Origin of the sequence: Corynebacterium lowii (assembly GCF_001412085.1) — a bacterium.
Taxonomy (GTDB): Bacteria; Actinomycetota; Actinomycetes; order Mycobacteriales; family Mycobacteriaceae; genus Corynebacterium; species Corynebacterium lowii.
On record NZ_LKEV01000005.1, the window covers coordinates 131294 to 149951 of the forward strand.

General features: G+C 61.7%; 17 protein-coding genes and 1 tRNA gene. 4 read left to right on the forward strand and 14 right to left on the reverse strand.

The genetic code is table 11. The features are described 5' to 3' along the window. Positions 1-152 precede the first annotated feature (152 nt). From Clow_RS08340 to rsmI, 5 genes are all read right to left on the reverse strand, one after another. Positions 153-992 (reverse strand): TatD family hydrolase, encoded by an 840-nt coding sequence (locus Clow_RS08340; protein WP_055178321.1) that lies wholly within the window; start codon positions 990-992, stop codon positions 153-155. Positions 993-1027: 35 nt separating this feature from the next. Continuing rightward, on the reverse strand, positions 1028-1690 hold the full coding sequence (locus tag Clow_RS08345; protein WP_055178322.1) for a DNA alkylation repair protein: 663 nt from the start codon (positions 1688-1690) through the stop codon (positions 1028-1030). An 8-nt stretch (positions 1691-1698) separates the two neighbouring features. Beyond that, positions 1699-3528, reverse strand: coding sequence for a methionine--tRNA ligase (metG, locus tag Clow_RS08350; RefSeq protein WP_055178323.1), 1830 nt, complete (start codon positions 3526-3528; stop codon positions 1699-1701). 49 nt (positions 3529-3577) lie between these two features. Next, a complete protein-coding gene (locus tag Clow_RS08355) occupies positions 3578-5317 on the reverse strand; it encodes a BCCT family transporter (RefSeq protein WP_156334806.1) in 1740 nt (579 codons plus the stop codon). Positions 5318-5507: 190 nt separating this feature from the next. Further along, complete coding sequence (gene rsmI, locus Clow_RS08360) at positions 5508-6374, reverse strand: 16S rRNA (cytidine(1402)-2'-O)-methyltransferase (RefSeq protein WP_055178325.1); 867 nt, start codon at positions 6372-6374, stop codon at positions 5508-5510. Between the two features lie 47 nt (positions 6375-6421). Between rsmI and Clow_RS08365 the strand changes: the two genes are divergently transcribed. Beyond that, complete coding sequence (locus tag Clow_RS08365; RefSeq protein ID WP_055178326.1) at positions 6422-7993, forward strand: dolichyl-phosphate-mannose--protein mannosyltransferase; 1572 nt, start codon at positions 6422-6424, stop codon at positions 7991-7993. 182 nt (positions 7994-8175) lie between these two features. Here Clow_RS08365 and Clow_RS08370 read toward each other — a convergent pair whose 3' ends face one another. The 3 genes from Clow_RS08370 to Clow_RS08380 are packed head-to-tail and all read right to left on the reverse strand — an operon-like array spanning position 8176 to position 10436. Next, positions 8176-8847 carry a zf-HC2 domain-containing protein gene (locus Clow_RS08370; RefSeq protein ID WP_055178327.1) on the reverse strand — a complete coding sequence of 224 codons (672 nt, stop codon included), beginning with the start codon at positions 8845-8847 and terminating at the stop codon, positions 8176-8178. Continuing rightward, positions 8844-9236 carry a DoxX family protein gene (locus Clow_RS08375; RefSeq protein WP_055178328.1) on the reverse strand — a complete coding sequence of 131 codons (393 nt, stop codon included), beginning with the start codon at positions 9234-9236 and terminating at the stop codon, positions 8844-8846. Before Clow_RS08375 ends, Clow_RS08370 begins: the two co-directional genes overlap by 4 nt. Positions 9237-9239: 3 nt before the next feature. Then, complete coding sequence (locus Clow_RS08380; protein WP_055178329.1) at positions 9240-10436, reverse strand: MFS transporter; 1197 nt, start codon at positions 10434-10436, stop codon at positions 9240-9242. A 105-nt stretch (positions 10437-10541) separates the two neighbouring features. Between Clow_RS08380 and Clow_RS08385 the strand changes: the two genes are divergently transcribed. From Clow_RS08385 to Clow_RS11820, 3 genes are all read left to right on the forward strand, one after another. Continuing rightward, positions 10542-11141, forward strand: coding sequence for a DNA-3-methyladenine glycosylase I (locus Clow_RS08385; protein ID WP_055178330.1), 600 nt, complete (start codon positions 10542-10544; stop codon positions 11139-11141). Between the two features lie 62 nt (positions 11142-11203). Beyond that, positions 11204-11770, forward strand: a complete 567-nt coding sequence (locus Clow_RS08390) for a DUF3887 domain-containing protein (RefSeq protein WP_055178331.1) — start codon at positions 11204-11206, stop codon at positions 11768-11770. Between the two features lie 52 nt (positions 11771-11822). Then, the gene (locus Clow_RS11820; RefSeq protein ID WP_156334808.1) at positions 11823-11966 is read left to right on the forward strand and encodes a hypothetical protein; all 144 of its coding nucleotides are present in this window, start codon (positions 11823-11825) and stop codon (positions 11964-11966) included. 44 nt (positions 11967-12010) lie between these two features. Here Clow_RS11820 and Clow_RS08395 read toward each other — a convergent pair whose 3' ends face one another. The 6 genes from Clow_RS08395 to sepX form a co-directional block, all read right to left on the reverse strand. Continuing rightward, a complete protein-coding gene (locus tag Clow_RS08395; protein ID WP_069724604.1) occupies positions 12011-12223 on the reverse strand; it encodes a hypothetical protein in 213 nt (70 codons plus the stop codon). A gap of 110 nt (positions 12224-12333) precedes the next feature. Next, positions 12334-13332: a VaFE repeat-containing surface-anchored protein gene (locus tag Clow_RS08400; protein ID WP_055178333.1), complete on the reverse strand. Its 999-nt coding sequence runs from the start codon at positions 13330-13332 to the stop codon at positions 12334-12336. Between the two features lie 3 nt (positions 13333-13335). Next, on the reverse strand, positions 13336-16635 hold the full coding sequence (locus tag Clow_RS08405; protein WP_055178334.1) for a VaFE repeat-containing surface-anchored protein: 3300 nt from the start codon (positions 16633-16635) through the stop codon (positions 13336-13338). 383 nt (positions 16636-17018) lie between these two features. Next, positions 17019-17303 (reverse strand): hypothetical protein, encoded by a 285-nt coding sequence (locus tag Clow_RS08410; RefSeq protein ID WP_055178335.1) that lies wholly within the window; start codon positions 17301-17303, stop codon positions 17019-17021. A 145-nt stretch (positions 17304-17448) separates the two neighbouring features. Continuing rightward, positions 17449-17524: transfer RNA gene (locus Clow_RS08415), tRNA-Ala, on the reverse strand. Between the two features lie 74 nt (positions 17525-17598). Next, positions 17599-18603: a divisome protein SepX/GlpR gene (gene sepX, locus Clow_RS08420; RefSeq protein ID WP_055178336.1), complete on the reverse strand. Its 1005-nt coding sequence runs from the start codon at positions 18601-18603 to the stop codon at positions 17599-17601. Positions 18604-18658: the final 55 nt, after the last annotated feature.

The following is an 18658-nucleotide window of genomic DNA, read 5'->3' on the forward strand; positions in this document are numbered from 1 at the left end:
TCTCCATGCTGCGGGGCGATTGCTCTAACCCGGATAACAATACGGTAACGACACCCCCGTGTCCACCTCCCTGTTTCTTTGCTGCCCGAACGCACCTGCGGAGGATCGCAGCAGGTCACGGTAGGTACAGCACACCAATCACGGCGTTCACATCAGCCCCAGCCGTACACACGATCGAAGGTCTGGGAGACCTCCTCGGCCAGGTCCGCCACGGCCTGTCCGCGTGCCTGCGCCACGCACAAAGCGGTGTGTCCGATGAAGGCGGGCTCATTGCGCGTACCCCGATAGGGCTCCGGGGTCATATAGGGGGCGTCGGTCTCGATGAGCAACTGCCCCTTGGGCGCCAGTGCCGCCGCCGCGCGCAACTCCTCATTGCGCTTGAAGGTGACGTTTCCGGCAAAGCTCAGCACCCAGCCGCGCTCTAGGGCCTGCTTAGCCACCTCCACCGGAGAGGAAAAACAATGCAGAATCACCGTGGGCGGGTCCGGGGAATCGTCCAAGATACGCAGCAGGTGCTCATCGCCCTCGCGGTTATGAATCATCAGCGCCTTGCCGCTTTCCACCGCCAGGTTCACATGCCAGCGCAAGGCCTCCTCCTGGGTTTCTAGCGACGCCGTGGAATCGGGGTCGTGCTTAATCCAATAGGTATCAATGCCCGTCTCCCCAATCGCCACGCAGCGCGGGTCGCGCGCCATCTGGGTGAGCCGTTCCCGCGTGGGGGTATCCAGCTCCCCGGCGCGAGTGGGATGAATAGCGCAGGCCGCATACACCCGCTCGTGGGATTGCGCGGCGGCAAGGGCCTGCTCGGCCTCCTCCAACCCGTCCCCCACCGTGCAGATCTTTTCCACCCCGGCGGCCACGGCGCGGTCCACTATTGCGCACACCTCTTCCGGGGTGCGCGCCCCGCAGGAGGACAGGTGCGTATGCGCGTCCACCAGGTGCGGAATGAAAGCGGCGGGCTGAGGGGTGGGTTTGGGCTTCTTTTTTGCCATGCCACCGTATTACCAGAGGTGGCACTGAGAGCGCCCTAGCTCTGTTCGTTCCTGCGCACCATCTCCGCAATCCACTCGGGAGCATAGGGAGAGGTACAGCCCGCCGAGGTGGGATAGTCCTTCAACACACCCAGGCTTTCGCCAATCTCGACGGCGCGGGCGCGGTGTTCCTCGCGGTGAATACCGATCTGCGCTAGGCAGGTATTCATCGCCCATTGCAAGGCCTCGGGGGCCTGGCTCATCTGGGTTTCAATCGTGGTGAGCAGGGCCGCCTCGTCTAGGTCCACCGCGCCTTTTGCCACCCGATCCGCCGTGAGGGTCCACCCGGCGGCGGCCACCTCGGGCGTCGCATCGCCTAACCAGGCCACCCGCAGTTCCTCGGCGTGCGGGCTCTTTTTCACCACGTAGTTCAGCAACCAGTCGCGTTCCTTGGGGGTGCTGGCCTGGCGCAGCATGGCGTCCAGTTCCGCAGCTTCAAAGCTACGCGGGCGGCACACCAGAGTAGCCAGCAAACGGGCCGCGCTCTCCCCGCTCGCCCACAGTTCGCGGGCGAGGGCGTCGTTACGCCCCACCTCCTTGGCCAGGGAACGCAGGGCACTGAGCTTTACCCCGTGCTCGTCCCCGTGGCGGCGGTTTACCTTCAACGCCGCGGGGTCATGCAGTTGCGCTAGCCGCTGGCGCGCCTCCTCAAAGTCCACGGATTGCCTTACTCCACCGGCGCCCAGGCTGGGCCGGTCTGAGCCAGTTCGGGGTCGAGCTTCTGAATCAGCGGTTTGGGCTTCGCTAATGCCGTGCCGGGCACCACCTCCACGCGCTCCCAGCGCGCCTGCTGGGCGGCATAGTCCCCGGAGATCACCGGGTAGCTCTGCCCCTCTTCCGGCAGCCCCACGCCCACCAGTTCCACGGGCATATCATCGGTCACCTCGCTCACCTGCGGCTGCGCGGCCCAGATACCCTCACGGCCCAGGGTCTCGTGCACCTGCTGCGCGGTGGCGGGCAGGTACGGGGTGAGCATGACGTTGCAATCGCTAACCACCTGCAAGGCCGTCCACAACACGGTGGCCAGGCGCTCGCGCTGGGCCTCGTCCTTGGCCAGCTTCCAGGGCTCCTGGGAGGCGATATAGGCATTGGCCTCGCCCACCACGTGCATGGCGGCGTTGATACCGGCCTTGAACTTGGACTGCTCCAGGTGCTCCCCCACCGTGGCGAGGGATTCGTGGGCCAGGTTCAAGATGGCCTCGTCCTCGGCGGTGAGCGCACCGGGGGCGGGCACCTCACCGAAGTTCTTGTGCGCCATCGACACCGTGCGGTTCACCAGGTTGCCCCAGCCGTTAGCGAGTTCGTTATTGATGCGGCGCACGAACTCATCCCAGGTGAAGTCCGTATCCGTATTCTCCGGACCCGCCACGGCGATGAAGTAGCGCAGGGGGTCGGGGCCGAACTCCTCTAGGAAGTCCTTAACGTAGATCACCACGCCCTTGGAGGAGGAGAACTTGGAGCCGGACATCGTGAGGAACTCCGAGGAGACCACCTCGGTGGGCAGATTCAGTTCCCCATAGGGGTGCAGGGAGCCTCCCTTGGAACCCTTGCCCGCATAACCGAGCAATTCGGCGGGCCAAATCTGGGAGTGGAAAGTGATGTTGTCCTTGCCCATGAAGTAGTAGGCCTCGGCCTCGGGATTCTGCCAAAACTTCTTCCAGGCCTCCGGCTCCCCGGAGCGCCAGGCCCATTCGATAGAGGCGGAGAGGTAGCCCACCACGGCGTCGAACCACACGTAGAGCTTCTTGGCGTTGTTATCCTGCCAACCCTCCACCGGCACGGGAATACCCCAGTCAATATCGCGGGTCATGGCGCGGGGGTGGAGGTCGCGCAGGAGGTTGAGGGAGAACTTGAGCACGTTGGGCCGCCAGGATTCGCGGGTGCTCAGCCACTTTTCCAGAGCCTCGGCCAGGGAGGGAAGATCGAGGAGGAAGTGTTCCGTCTCGATGAACTCCGGGGTTTCGCCGTCGATCTTGGATACCGGCTTAATCAGGTCCACCGGGTCTAGCTGATTGCCGCAGTTATCACACTGATCGCCGCGCGCACCCTCGGAGCCGCAAATCGGGCAGGTGCCCTCGATGTAGCGGTCCGGCAGGGTGCGGCCCGTCTTGGGGGATACCGCGCCCATCGTGGTCTGCTTAATCATGTAGCCGTTCTCGTGGAGCCCCTTGAAGAGTTCCTGCACCACCGCGTAGTGGTTGCGGGTGGTGGTGCGGGTAAAGAGGTCATAGGAAAGGCCCAGACCCGCGAGGTCCTGAACGATCTGGCGGTTATAGCGGTCCGCTAATTCCTTGACGGATACGCCTTCCTTATCCGCCTGCACCAAGAGCGGGGTGCCGTGCTCATCCGTGCCGGAGACCATGAGCACCTCGGCCCCCTGCATTCGCTGGTAGCGGGCAAAAACGTCCGAGGGAACACCAAACCCCGCCACATGGCCGATGTGGCGGGGACCATTGGCGTAGGGCCAGGCAACAGATACGAGCACGGTTTTGGTCATGCGCTCTAGCCTAATTTATCTGTTCGCGCTCGCGCACTCCCGGCGCTATCTATCGCTTGGCGCGGCGCGCCAGGCGGCGCGCACGCTGCTGTTCGCGCTGCACGTATTCGCGGTGAATACGACGCTCGCGGGCGAGACTGCGGGCAAAGCGCTGCTGCTCTCGGTAGTCCAAATAGATGACGTCGTTGCGCAAATCCTTGACCAAGGCGAACATCAAGGCGATCACGATGACCAGGAAGGGAGCCGCGGCCACGATGGTGACATTCTGGAGGTTCGAGAGGGCATCGTCGCCCCCGGAAACCAGGAGGGTCAGGCCGATGAGGGCGGTGAGCAGGCCCCAGGTGGCGGAGACGAAGGGGTTAGCGTCCGTGCGGCCGTACTGGGACATCGAGCCCATCACCGTGGAGGCGGAATCGGCGGAGGTAATAAAGAAGGTGCCCAGCAGGATCACCGCAACGATCCCCATGATCTGCCCGCCGGGCAGATTGTGCAGCAGGTTAAAGAGCTGGCTTTCTGCGGAGCCATCGCCCCAGATGGAATTACCCTCGCGCTCCATCGTGATCGCGGTTCCGCCAAAGATGGCAAACCACACGGTAGAAACGCCGGCGGGAATGAGCAGCACGCCCACGCAGAACTCGCGGATGGAGCGCCCGCGCGAGATACGCGCCAGGAACATACCCACGAAGGGCGACCAGGAGATCCACCAGGCCCAGTAGAAGATGGTCCAGCTGGAAAGCCACTCGCCATCGGAGTTGGTGGCGGTGCGCGAGGCCATAGAGAAGAACTCAGAGAGGTAGCCGCCCACGGAACCCGGAATGAGGTTGAGCACGGCCACGGTGGGGCCGAACACAAAGACCACGATGGCGAGTATGGCCGCCAAGATCATGTTCGCGTTGGAGAGGTACTGAATACCCTTGCCCACGCCCGAGATCGCGGAGAGCAGGAAAGCCAGGGTGAGCACGGAGACGATACCGATGATGGTCCACATGCCGGGGGAATCCACGATTCCGGCGGCGGAAAGACCCGCGCCGATCTGAATGGCGCCCACACCCAGGGAGCAGGCGGTACCGAAGATGGTGGCAAAGATCGCCAGAATATCAATGACCTGCCCCAACCATCCCTTAGCGCGCTTCTCCCCGATCAACGGGGTAAAGGCGGAGGAAATGAGCTGGCGACGCCCAATGCGGAAGGTGGAGTACGCAATGGCCAGGCCCACGATCGCGTAGATGGCCCAGGGGTGCAGCGTCCAGTGGAACATGGCCGAGGACATCGCGGAATTAACGTCCTCGGCGGCATGCCCCGGCACGCCCTGCCGGTAGAAGGTCAGCGGTTCCGACGCCCCGTAGAACATCAGGCCAATGCCCATGCCAGCGGCAAACATCATGGCGATCCACGAGACGGAACTAAACTCCGGTTCTTCGTCGATATTGCCCAACTTGATGGTGCCAAACTTGCTCAGGGCGATCACGGCCACAAAGGCCACAAAGACGGTGCCGAAGAGCACGAAGGCCCAGCCGAAGTTGGTCACCACAAAGTCCAGGGCGTTCTGGGCAAAGGTGGCAAAGGAATCGGAGCCCACCAGGCCCCACACCACTACCGCGAGGACGATGGCCGCGGTGGCGCTCACCACGGGCCAGTTCACGCCCTTATCTTCCGCCTCGGCCTCTAGCTCAACGTTATTCTCGCTATATTCATCAAGCCCCTCGCTAATGGCAGACTGCCCCTGGAGCATGGCTGCCAGCTGCTCCGTGGCGGAGGTCTCCCCTTCTATATCACGCGGTTTAGTCATGGTATCCACCATCCGGGAGCCCCAGCGATATATCAAACCTAAAACCACAATAGGAGTGTTGGAACAGACACTCCCATCAGGATCTTTACCCTTTTGTGACCCCACAAAATCCCAGGGAGCCCCGCAATAATCCCCCAGTAAGATCACAAAAAGATAACTTTTCCCTGAGAGTTTGTGTGAACGGGCTGAATCAACCGCGCGCGGCCAGGGCGGCGTCGTAAAGCTCCCGGGTGCGCACCCCCGCCGCAGCCGCGATTTCCTTGCACACGGCCTTGAGCCGCTCGCCCTGCTCCACCCGCGCTAATACCTCGGGCACCAGGGAGTCCACGCTCACCTCTTCTTCGGCGGCGGCATCGAACACCACGGTGATCTCCCCACGCACCCCTTCGGCGGCCCAGGCCGCCACCTCGATAAGCGGGCCGCGGCGCACCTCCTCGTAGGTTTTGGTCAGTTCCCGGCACACCGCCACCCGGCGCTGCGGGCCTAGTACCTCGGCGGCCAGGGCCAGGGTATCGGCCAGGCGGTGCGGGGATTCAAAGAAGCACACCGCTCGCTTTTCCCCGCGCAGCGATTCGAGCCAGGTGCGCCGGGCGCCGTCGCGGCGCGGGGCGAAACCATCGAAGATGAAGCGGCCCACCTCTAGGCCGGAGAGCGCCAAGGCCGTGGGCACCGCCGAGGGCCCCGGCGCGCAGCTCACCGGAATACCGGCGTCTAGGGCAGCGTTGACCAGACGCAGGCCGGGATCGGAGACCACCGGCATGCCGGCGTCGGTGACCACGGCCACGGTGCCGGTGCGGGCGGCGTCGAGAAGCATGCGCACGCGCTGTTCCTCGTTGTGATCGAAGTTAGAAACCACCCGCCCGCCGATCTCTACTCCGAGGGCCTGAGCCAGGGCGCGCGTGCGGCGGGTATCCTCCGCCGCCACCACATCGGCCTGCTCTAGCAGGCGGCACAGGCGGGGCGTGGCGTCACCGATATTGCCCAGCGGGGTGGCCGCCAGCACCACTCCGGTGGGCAGCGGGGTGCTAAGGGCGGCGTCGAGATGCGAGGTGCTCATGGATACAGCATCGCATACTGTCCCACCCACCCTTTAGACTCTGACGGGTGAGCACGCTGAGCACCCTTCCCCGCTTCCGGCACCCCGACCCGCCCGCGCCCCTGCGCCGCCCCTGGGGCCGCCCCGAGGCCTACTCCTTTGGCATCATCGGGGTGCTGGCCCTGCTCACCCGCTTCATCGGGCTTTCCTCCACTGCCGCCAAGGGCACCCCGGTATTCGATGAAAAGCACTACGTGCCCCAGGCCTGGGACATGGTGCGCAGCCAGATCAATCCGCTGATCGGGGGGATAGAAAATAACCCCGGATACGGGCTGGTGGTGCACCCGCCGCTGGGTAAGCAGATCATCGCCCTGGGCGAGCGCGTTTTTGGCTATACCCCCCTGGGCTGGCGCGTGATGGCCGCGCTTTTTGGCTGCCTCATCATCCTGGCGATGATGGGCTTCGTGCGCTCCCTGAGCAATTCCTGGCAGATAGCCACCTTCGCCGGAATCCTCGGCGTGTGCGATGGCGTGCTGCTGGTGACCTCCCGCTACGGCATGCTCGACATCTTCCAGGTGCTCTTTATCCTGCTCGCCGCCTGGGCCCTCGTGCTTGACCACCAGCAGATGCACCGCCGCCTCCACCACGCCTGGACCACCGGAGCGCTGGGCGATTCCCCCTACGGCCCCCGTCTGGGCTACCGCTGGTGGCGCTTTGCCGCCGGTATCGCCCTGGGCCTCGCGCTCGGCGTGAAGTGGTCCGGGCTCTACTACATCGCCTTCTTCGGCCTGCTCAGCGTATTCGGGGACCTTGCTTTGCGACGCCGCTACGGCGCCACCCGCCCCGTCCTCGGCGCGCTGCTGCGCGATACGCTGCCCGCCCTGGCCTCCCTCGTGCTGCTGCCCGCCCTGATTTATCTGTGGACGTGGCGCGCCTGGTTCAGTTCGGAGACCGCCGTGTATCGCCACGCCGCCGAGGACGGCACCATCGCCGCCTCCGACCACTCCTGGCTTTCCGCCCTGCCCGATACCGCCGCGAACTGGCTCTACTATCACCTCTCGGTGCTGGACTTCCACGCCCAGCTCACCTCGTCGAGCGGGCACCACCACCCGTGGGACTCCAAGCCCTGGGCCTGGTTGGTTTCCGGGCGGCCCATTCTTTACTTCTCCTCCACCGGCATCGAGTGTGGGGCCGGTACCTGCCGCCGCATGGTGTATCTCTTTGGCACCCCGGCGATCTGGTGGCTCACCATTCCCGTGCTCCTCTGGGCGCTGTGGAGCCTCTTTATCCGCCGCGATCACCGCTTCCTGGTGCCCCTGGTGGCCTTTGCCGCGGGCTTTTTGCCCTGGCTGGCCTCCTTTGACCGGCAGATGTACTTCTTCTACGCCGCCGCGCTCACGCCCTTCACGCTCAGCATGATCGCTCTGGTGCTTGGACAAATCTGCGGGCGCGGGGGGCAGGTGCGCTGGGGAACGCTGCGCGATCTCGCCGGGGGCAGGCTCAGCCGGGGTACCTTCGCGGTGATCGTGTACCTCGCCACGGTGATAGCCATGTTCTTGTACTTCTCACCGATCTTTTATGGCTACGTCATTCCCGATAGTTACTTCGATTCTATGATGTGGATGCCCAGCTGGCGGTGAGGTGTGGCGGCCTTGGGTGGCTCTGAGCGGGTAGTGCCTACCTGACGGCTCGTGCTGGGTGACGCCTGCTCAGCGACGTCGGGAGCGTCCCCGGTGCAAGGCTCCCGCCGGGTGGTGCCTGGGTGCGGACCTCCAGCCGATCAAACACAAGCCTGCCGCCTACACAACCCCTCGTGCCGGGACTAGCGGAGCAACCCGGCGCGCCACCGGGACCAACCCCCGCTGCCCACCCAGGCCCAGGCGGCTACCGCGACCGTCAGCACCAGGGCGAGTAGTTCTAGCACCTGCTGCCTGGTGGTCTCCCCCAGCAGAAAATCCCTCATGCCGAAGCCCAGGCTGAACATCGCCCAGGCCCCCATGAAGGGCAGCAACCCCAGTAACAGGCGCGGCAACCAGGCCCCCAGCAGCAGCGCCGCCGCCAGGGCCAGGCGTACTGCGGCGGCCTGCACCAGGAGGTGCGCCAGCGCGGGATCGGCGGTGGGGCTGAGTACCTGGCCGTCCCCGGTGGTCTCTAGTAATCCCCCGGTATCGGCCAAAAGGCGCACCGCCCACACGATGTGCAGGAGCGCCAGGGCCACCAGGGCGATCCTGGCGATAACGAGGGAGGCCATGCGGCTGCCGGAGCGGCGCCGCCATTCCGGTTCTACCTCCGTGAGGATGGCGCGGGTGAGATCTTCGCCTGGGGCCTGCCCAGGGGCGGCCAGCATGGGTTGCAGGCGTGCGGCCCGGCGATAGAACTCCTGGCACTGCGCGCATTGGTCCAGGTGGGCCTCCACCACGTCATCGTCGAGGTGCCCCGCTTCTCCATCGAGCCGCGCGGAGAGTTCAGCTTGAATGACCTCGTGAGCGATCATCGGGTGAGTATCCCATCCACGCTGGCACGCCCGGAGCCAAAGACCACGATCATCAGCAGGGATACCAGCATGACCACGGGGTATTCCAGGGCCGTCAGATCCGGGGTGAGGTGCACAAAGTAAATGGCCGCCACGATCAGCAGGGCCAGGGCTCCGGCCACAACGGTGGTGAGGAGGCCGATCACGAGGAGCACGCCCCCCGCTAGTTGCGCAATGCCCGCGATCCAGGCGGAAAGAGCGGGTTGGGGTACCCCCCAGGCACTGAACTGGCCTGTGGTTTCCGTAAGCCCCGTCACCATGAAGATTTGCCATCCGTGAGCCACAAAGATGAGACCCAGCACGAGCCGAAAAATCAGCAGCGCGCCGTCTCGTATCGCAGGCCTATCCATGCGTTATAGGGTACCCGCCTGCCCGGCTAATTGAGCATCCACGCTGCCCTCGCGCCCGGCGCGCCACCCCACTATTCCCATGACCACACTGCTCAAGAGCAGCGCCCACAGAATCGGCTCCCAGCGCCCCAATGCCTCGTGCGCCGCACCCACGAGCAGCGGCCCTGCAGCGGCCAGGAGGTAACCCACGGATTGCACAAAGGCGGAGAGCCGGGCGGTGACCTCGGGGGCGGCGGTGCGCGCCGGCATGAGCGCTAGCGCCATGAGGAAGCAAAAACCTCCCACTCCCAAGAGCGCGGACCACAAATACGGGGCGCTCATCGGCGCGTAGGTAAGGCCAAGGTAGCCGGTAGCGGTGCAGGTCGCAAAACCCACGATCACCCAGTGCGTGTGCGCGCTGCGCGCTACAATCCGCGGCACGATCATGCCACCGATGATGCCCAGGCCGCCCACCAGGGCCAGGCTTATCGACGCCACCTGGGAACTCGCCCCGGCATCCATCAAGATGGTGGGCAGCCATCCCATTTGAATGTAGGCATTCATGGATTGCAGGCCGAAGAACACCATGATCGCCACCGCTAACGGGGAGCGCCACAGGGTACCGTGCAGCGCCTCGGGGGTTCGCAGGGGCTGGGGTGCGGTGGGAGTAGAACGCCACAGCCATATCCACACCGGGAGTTGCAGGGCCGCCGTGGCCGCCCATATCCACAGCACGCCGCGCCAGGAATCGGTGACCATAGGAGAAAGCGGCCCTAAGAACATGCCCACGCTCAGCACGGTGGTGTAAATCGTCATCAACCGCACCGAGGCGCGACCTCCCGCGCTCTTAACCCAAGCCGGTAGGAGCACATTGACCAGAGCAATACCCATCACCACCAGGCCGGTGAGCGCAATAAACCCCCACATGTTGCCCATGAGTGGGCGCACCAGCTGCCCTATGACCTCTAGGCTCATCGCCAGCACCAGGGTTCCGGTCAGGCCCAAACGGCGTGAAAGCGGCACCGCCGCCACTCCAAAGAGCGCAAAGCAGATGCCCGGCAGGGAGGTAAGCAGCCCGGAAAGCGTGCCGGGGGCGTCGTAAGCAGTGGAAATCTGATCTAGGACCGATCCCACCGCCACGATGGCGGGGCGCAGATTAAAGGCGGCCAGACCCACCGCGAGGGCCAGAATGAGGCCGCGGTGCTGAGTCATGCGTGCCATCAAGATACCTCCATGTATTTTATTCTTTCTCTGCCTGCACTCTAGACTCCCACCGGTGCGCTACCATCGGGAACCCCTTGCCGCCTCTCAGGAGTCCAATACCATATGAGCACCGATGGAACCGTTCTGTGCCCCGACGGCCTGCGCCGCCCGCCCTGGGCCGCTACCTCCGATCTCCTCGGAGAGTATTACGACACCGAATGGGGCATGCCCATCCGCGATGAACGCGGAATGTTTGAGCGCCTCAGCCTAGAGGCCTTCCAATCCGGCCTGTCCTGGGCCACCATCCTCGCCAAGCGCCCAGCCTTCCGCCTCGCCTTCGACGGCTTCGACCCCGAGAAAGTGGCCGCCTATGGGTCTGCCGAGATCGAGCGACTGCTAAACGACGCCGCCATCGTGCGCAATCGCAGAAAAATCGAGGCCACCATCGCCAACGCCCAGGCCACCATCGCCCTGCGGCCCGTGGGCGGACTCGCGGAGCTCGTGTGGTCCTTCCAACCCGCCCAAACCCCTGCCCCGCGCACAATGGAGGACATACCCACCCAATCCCCGGAATCGGTGGAGTTGGCTAAGGCCTTGAAAAAGGCGGGTTTTCGCTTCGTGGGACCCACCACCATGTTTGCCCTCATGGAGGCCGTGGGGATCGTTGATACCCACCTCATCGGCTCCCATCGCCGCGGGAGCTCCGGGGTGTGGAGCGAGTGAGGATTGCCGGCATGTCAACTACAAGTTGACACGAGCGTCAACTTCTGGTTGACTACTTGTTCATGGACAGCATTCGCCAAGCACTACAAGCCATCGACGCTGCCCAGCAGCAACTCCACCAAGCGGTGCACACCGCTCGCGCCCAGGGACATTCCTGGGCCGAGATCGGGACCGCCCTCGGAGTGTCCCGCCAAGCGGCCTTCAAGCGTTTTGGCAAGCCCGTCAACCCCTACACAGGAGAACCCATGCCAGCTCGCCCCACTTCCACCATCACCACTCTCACGGAAAAGCTCTTTAACCTCATCAACGAGGGAGATTGGGAGAAGGTCACGGAACTCATCCACCCCGAAGATCGCGCAGAACTCTCCCCCGAGGTCATCCGTGACGCATGGATCGCCACTGCCAGCGATTACGGCACCTTCACCGGCTGCCACGACACCATCGCCACCACCGCCAGCACCAAGAACGGCACAGAGCCGCTTGACGGAGAAATCACCGGATTGGCAGTGGGCGTCACCACGCTCCGATTCGAGGCCGGGGAATACCTGGGGCGCGTGGCCTTCGATCGCACCAACCTCATCAAGGGAATCTACATCGTTCCCACGGACGCCACCGAGACCTTCTTCTGACGGTAGCCTGGCGCCCAGGGCAGCCGGCCCTAGAAAGCGAGGTGAAAAAATTATGACCGATTGGTCCAACGATTCATCCAACAAGGAAGAAAAGAAGGATCACCGTAGCGCCATTACCGGCCGCTACGTTAAGGAGGCCACCGCCGAGCGTCACCCCAAGACCACGGTGTCCGAGACCCGCTCTGAGAAAGAGTAGACCCCCGCCCGGCGTGATGCAAAGGTCACGCCGGGTTTTTCTCATCACTCAATGGTTTTAAAAGAATACGAGTGCGTCAGCTCATTATGGATGGTTACTTCCCATGAGTGACCATGCTTGCTGGCCTCATCGACAAGCATCTTCACTTCCTGGCGATTAAAGTAATTCTGGCTACCCACCAAGAATGTGGAAACTAAAATAACTAGAACCACCACGCCGGCAGTGATATACAATCCCTTTTGATTCTTATCTGTCATGTCCATCACTCCTTCGCCACATGAGCATACCCTATCTCTGCCCGGCGGGGCGTCGATAAGCAGCAAAAAGGGGCATCTCCGATAAGAGATGCCCCTTTACTCATAATGACCTAGATATGGGAGGGCATGCCCTCTTCCCAGGTCAGCGAGCCGGAGGGAATCGCCTTGATGGAGCGGCGCGGCGTGTTCGGCGCCACCGCTTTGCCCACCTCCGGTGCGTTCTCGGTAACCACCGTGATGTTCTTATCCTGCTTCTTTTCCGCAGCCTCCTGGAAGGGAGCAGGCTTGTCCACAACGTCACGAGCCGTCACCGTCTGGGCCTCATCGTTGAGGTCATGGTGCGTGGCCACCACGGCGCCGGAAGAATCGCGCAGCGTCTCAAAGGCCACCTGCTCCGTGCAGTCGCCATCGGTGACCGCCACCGGGACGTTCACCTGTCCATCGGCTACCTGCGGAACGAACGTCATCTTTGCCGTGGCGCCCGCGGAGGCACCCGAGGCCTTGCACATCAGCTCAGCATCCAAGGTGTACTTCTTACCAGCCTCCAGGCCGGTAAAGCTCACCGTATCCACCACCGTGGCACCAGCCACCAGAGCACCATTATCCTCAATGGCCGCATCCGTGGTGATCTTCGGAGCAGGTTTGGTGGCTTCGGGCTTGGCAGGCGCAGGCTGAGCGGGGGCTTCGGAAGGCTGAGGCTTTGCCGAGGTCGGCGCCTCGTTCTTGCCCTGTTCAGAGGGCTGAGCGGGTTCCGGCTTGGCCTCCTCTTTTTCTTCCTTGCCCGACTCGGCAGTCTCAGAAGGCTTCTCCGGCTCAGCGGGTTCCTCGCTCGGTGCCTCCGATTCGGCAGGCTTCGGCTCGGAAGTTTCTTGCTCGGGCTTCTCCGAGGCGGTAGCAGATTCCGTCGGCTCGGCGGACTCGCTCGGTTCCTCGGACTTCTCCGCCGATGCGGACTCCGAGGGCTTTTCCCCCTCGGTGGTCTCCGGCTCAGAAGGTTCCTCCGACTTAGCGGGCTCTGTTTCAACGGGCTCCGTCGATTCCGCCTCCGGTTCCTCGGTTTCGCTCGTCTCGGGAGTCTCGGAGGCCTCGGAAGGCTCCTCGGACTTCACGGGTTACGGCTTGGCAGATTCCGAGGGCTCCTCCGATTCCGTGGTCTCCGCGCCCTCAAAGTTCACCGTCTGGGCCTCATCCTCAATGTCCTTGTGCTCGGCAATCGCATTCGGCTCGGTAGCATCCGGGGTCTCATTACCCTTCGCGTCCACCGCCTTCGAAGTCAGCTCCTCAAAGGCAACACCGGAGGTAATACCCGCAATACCTGCATTAGCATTAAAGGTGATTTCCACATCCACGTCTCCGGAAACGGATTCCTCATCGGACTTCGGAGTAGTAAAGGTCTTTTCCCCAGAACCGATAACTCGCTCTTCCTTGTTCTTATCCACCATCTGCGCGCGCAGGTGATATTCGGTATCGGGCTTAAGCCCCTCATAAGAAACCGTATCCACTACCCTGCCGCCGGGGTTAAGTTCCATCGACTTCGGATTCACGGAGGTAGAAATGGAAGGCTCCAATTCGGAAGGCTCGGCGGGTTCCTCCGTCACCTTTTCCGCAGGTTCCTCAGATTCCGGAGCTTCCTCCGAGGAGGGCGTCGGCTCGGGCTCGCTTTCCGACGTCTCGGGGGCCTGCGAGGCTTCATCCTCCGGCTTCGGCGCCGGGGAATCCGGGTTATCGGAGGGCGCCGCCGACTCCTCCGGCTTCACATCCGGCTTCGTTTCCTTTTCCGGCGTTTTAGCGTGCGCGGGGTCCTCATTCGAGGTCACCTTGGGTTGTCCCTCTGCCGGATGACCGGGATTTTCGGAATCCTCCGGCGTGCCCTCGGCCTTGGCTACATCCTGGTGCTTCTGGCCTGCCTCCGGCAGCGTCAATTTGCCGACAAAGCCCGCGGTCTGCCCCGCTCCCAGCGCTTCCACGGACTCGGGAGCAATGTTTTCCACCGTGCCTACACCAGCAACGGTTTCATCGGAAAGCGTGATATTAAAGAGCGTGGTGTCACCGGTATTGGTGACCTCAAAGCTCACCTCGGCCTCTTCACCTGGCTCTAATTCAACGGCTTCTTCCTCGCTCTGAGCGTCATTGCCCTTAATGTACTTCTTGATCTCCAAGCCAGACTTCTTCGGTTCCACCTCATTGGTTACCGTCTGAGCCTTATCCTCAATGTCTTTATGCTCGGCAATCACATTCGGCTCGGTAGTATCCGGGGTCTCGCTGCCCTTCGCATCCACCGCCTTAGAAGTCAGTTCTTCAAAAGCAACGCCCGCTTTCAGGCCCTCTGCCTCAGCGTTATCCGTCAAGGTGATCTTCACATCGACCTCACCGGAAACGGAGTCCTCCTCCGAAGCCGGGGTGGTGAAAGTCTTTTCACCAACACCAATCACCTGATCGGCATTGTCCTTATTCACCAACTGAGCATTCAGCGTGTACTCGGTATCCGGCTTCAACCCCTTATAAGAAACGGTATCCACCACCTCAGCGCCGGACTTCATTGCCATCGACGCCGGATTCACCGAGGTAGAGATGGAGGGCTCCAGGATCACAACGGGCTCGCTCGGCTCTTCCGGTACGGGAGCCTCCGTCACTTCTTCACTGGGTTCTTCCGATTCGGTCGTTGATTCCTCAGAGGTAGGCTCGCTTTCCGACGTCTCGGGGGTCTGCGACGGCTCAGAGGTCTCGGTAGGAGTTTCTGATTCCACCTCCGGAGTCTTGGCATGGCCTTCATTCGGCTCAGAAGATACCGTTACATCCCCTTCTGCTGAGGAAGCGTGAGCGGTAGCGCGATCCGCGTGGTGCTGAGCGCCCTCCTCTAGCACCAACTTGCCAGTAAACGTAGTCGACTCACCAGGCTTCAACGGACCGGCAAACACATCCGAATCCGAACCCTCAGCCTTAATATCCGTCACCGCACCAACAGTGCCCTCAAGCGTCTCATCATCAATGCCGACGTTAAAGGCGTAGGTCTCTCCTACGTTCGTGACCTCAAAGGTCACCTCAGCCTCTTCACCCGGCTTCAAAGCAACAGCAGCATCCTCAGTCTCCGCATCATCACCGTTGATCTTCTTCACCAACTCAATCTTCGGGGCAACCGGCTCCGGGCCTACAGATACCGTTTGAGCTTCATCGTTGATGTCCTTGTGCTCCGCAATCGGGTTCGGCTCGGAAGTATTCGGCGTTTCCCGTCCCTTGGCGTCTACCGCCGTAGAGCTAAGGGTCTCAAAGGCCACAGCCGATTCCTCGGCCGCAAGGGAACCCGCAGGCATGGGTACTTCTACCACCACGGAGCCAGAAACCGAGCCGTCCTCATTCTTCACAAAGTCCGCCAGCTCGGATTCGGAGGCCGTAAACTCCTTCGAGGCAGCGGCACCCGCGATCTCGGAGGAATCAGACTGCTTCATCAGTTGCGCATCGAGCGTGTACTTTGCACCTTCCACCAGGTTCTTCACGGTCACGGTGTCGTACACGGTGCGATCTTTGCCAGCCTCTTCAACCGTTATCTCACGGTTAATCGTGTCGTCCTCATAGGACGCGGAGGTCTCTATTTCCGGATTAAAGTCATTCCGGAGCCCAGGCTGATCTATGGTAATCACTCGCTGCGGAATAGTATCTTCTCGCACCGCCGTGGAGGCTCGCGCAAGATCAAAGTTCTCGGGGCGGATCACGGTCAGATAATCCGAGTCAGCCGCCTTCGGGATGGGGTTCTCAGAATTACCCGTGTGCTCCAAGACGTAGAATCCGTCGGACTCAACGATGCGGTAGCCCGTCATCTTTTCCAGGGTGTCATTGTTAAGGTGATCCGACTCGTTACCGCCGAAGTAAATGACGTTTCCTTCATTAACAAGCCGATAGCTGTTCTGCAAGATCTTCAGGGAAGATGAAGTGAACAGGCGCAGCACAAAGTTAATACGCTGCGCTTCCTCCTCGATCGGAGAGGCGGAAGGATCGTAGGCCTTCTGAAGTTCCCGAACGAGATGGATGATGACATCACGGCGATCGCTGTCGCTCGTAAAATCAACCACCTGTCCCTCGGGGTTGGGATTCTCCTTGGTGGGAAGCGCCACTAACTTATCCAGCTTTTCCACCACGGTGAACTTTTGCTCGGGATAAACTTCCGTGGGAGTGTAAAAGTCCAGGTCAATACACCAACCATACCCGTACTCTTCGCTGATCCACAGCGTATTAGAGGCGCTGGTTCCCTCCTCACCCCCTTTGGCAACAGCGTCATCCTTCGTCACACCGGCTCCCGGAGGAAATTGAGGGTCAAACTCTATCCCCTCGGCAGCCTGCGCCACCGCAGCCCCACCAAAGATGAGGGATACAGCGGCCAAGAAAGAAACAATGCGGGAGAAAAGGGCAGGAGCCATGCGGACCCCGCCCCTTCCCCCATCGAATTTTTCATCACCAGTTAAGACACTCAAGGAGAATCTTCCTTTCCTAGGCGAGACTAGACAGGAAAATCTTAAGCCCCGCCTAGACACCCGGCAACCGCCAATAGAGTCGCCATTACCCCCGGAAAAGATACGAAAGTAGATTACGAGGTTAATATAAGGTAGACAAAAAGTATCCCTGCCGTGGCAGCGGAACGCCACAGAATGACAAAAGCGCATACCGCCTAGTCCACTGCACGTTAACGTATACACCAGCGGTCATGAAAGGGGTAGTCCAAAAACCGCACTAAGAAACTATAGACTTAAATGCATACTTTCGATAATACCCCCACCCGCCAGATCAGCGGGCCACGCGCGATTTACATGGATTCCATTCCCTGCGAAAACGGAACCACAACAAACATGATCCAACAAACCGCGATAACAAATGCCGTAGCCACTCCCCACAACCAGGCAGCCAAGGAAGCGGAATCAGCTACCTTACGGACAATCACGCCTGACCCCACCACAAAGGCAATGTACACCGCCACCCCAACCAGCAGAATATTGAGCGACAGCAGCAAAGAAAGCCAGGAAACCAATAGCCCCAACAAGAGCCCTCCCACATACACGAGAGCAGACTTCACGGGCTTCGATAATCTCATGGTCGCTCACCCTCCCAGGCGCCGAGGCTAAAATGCTTTTTGCTCAATATATTGGAGCCAATATAACACCGCGATGAAACCTACCCCAGGCCCGCCATGCAGGGTGATAAAAGAAAACCCTCACCGGAATAAAAGGTGAGGGATTTGGTGGAGCTAAGGGGAATCGAACCCCTGACCTTTGCATTGCGAACGCAACGCTCTACCAACTGAGCTATAGCCCCAATGCCAATTCAGCCTACTCCCCACCCCACAGATTCAACGAATCCGCAGTTCACGGGTTTAAACTTCGGCCCTTTTAAACCGCGGCCCGGTGCTCATAGGTCTCTTCCCTGCGCACGCCCTCGGCGCGGGGAACAGAGCGCACCTCTAGGTGGTGGAAGTCGGGGCTCTCATCGTCCATCTCTAGCACCACGGCACCGGGGCGCAGCAGCTGGCGGGGAATCTTCAGCGCTTCATCGTCTCGGTGGCGCACGCCCATCCGGGCGCGGCGCAGCTGGCGGATACGGCGGCGTCGCAAAGCCTCTTCCTGGCGCACCTGAGCACGCAGCGCCAGCAGATACACCAGTAGGAGCAGCGCGGCGATGCCTGGGGCAACCCACACCCACCCGCCGAAGATCACGGCGAGGATCACGGCAAGGGCCGTCACCCCGCCTAGGCCCATGAGGGTGCGCTGGCGGCGCTGATAGCGGTCGGCGGAGTTCGCAGCGTCGGTCTCGGGGTCCCAGCCTCCGCGCCCGCGGCGGCTGGCGGCAAACTCCAATTCCTCCTCGCTGAGTTCTTCCTCAGAATCCTCGGCATGCTCCTCATCGGCCCCCTCTTCCACGGGCTCCTGAGAATCCTCCGCGGCGGAGGGATACAGCAAATCCTCCGGGGTGGTATGGGTTTCATCTACCTCGTAAGTATCCCCTTCCACGGCCTCCTCGGCCTCTACTGCCTCCTCGGAATCATCCTGAGCGTCGTTCTCGGCGGCCTCTAGCTCGTGTACCACGTCCCCTTCCAGGTACACCTCGGGAATCTCCTCCTCCAAGGGCTCGGCGCGCTCGGTGCTCACCTCCTCGGAGGCCACCACCTCGTATTCCTCGGCGGGCTTTTCCTCGGAGTAATGAATATCCTCGGCCTTAATTTTTGGCTTGCGCCTCATGCCGCCGGAAAGCGTACTGCCGCCCTCGTACACCACGCGGGTTTCTTCCAGGGCCTCACCCGTTTTGCGGATCGGCTTGTTATTGCGCTGCAAAAGGGGAATCAGCACAAAGAGCCAGAGCACAATGATGAGGAGAATCAGCAAGCCGCCACTGCTCACGAGAAGCACCTTCCAGGGTAGGGGAAAACGCTTGTAGAATAGCCGCTTGCGCTCA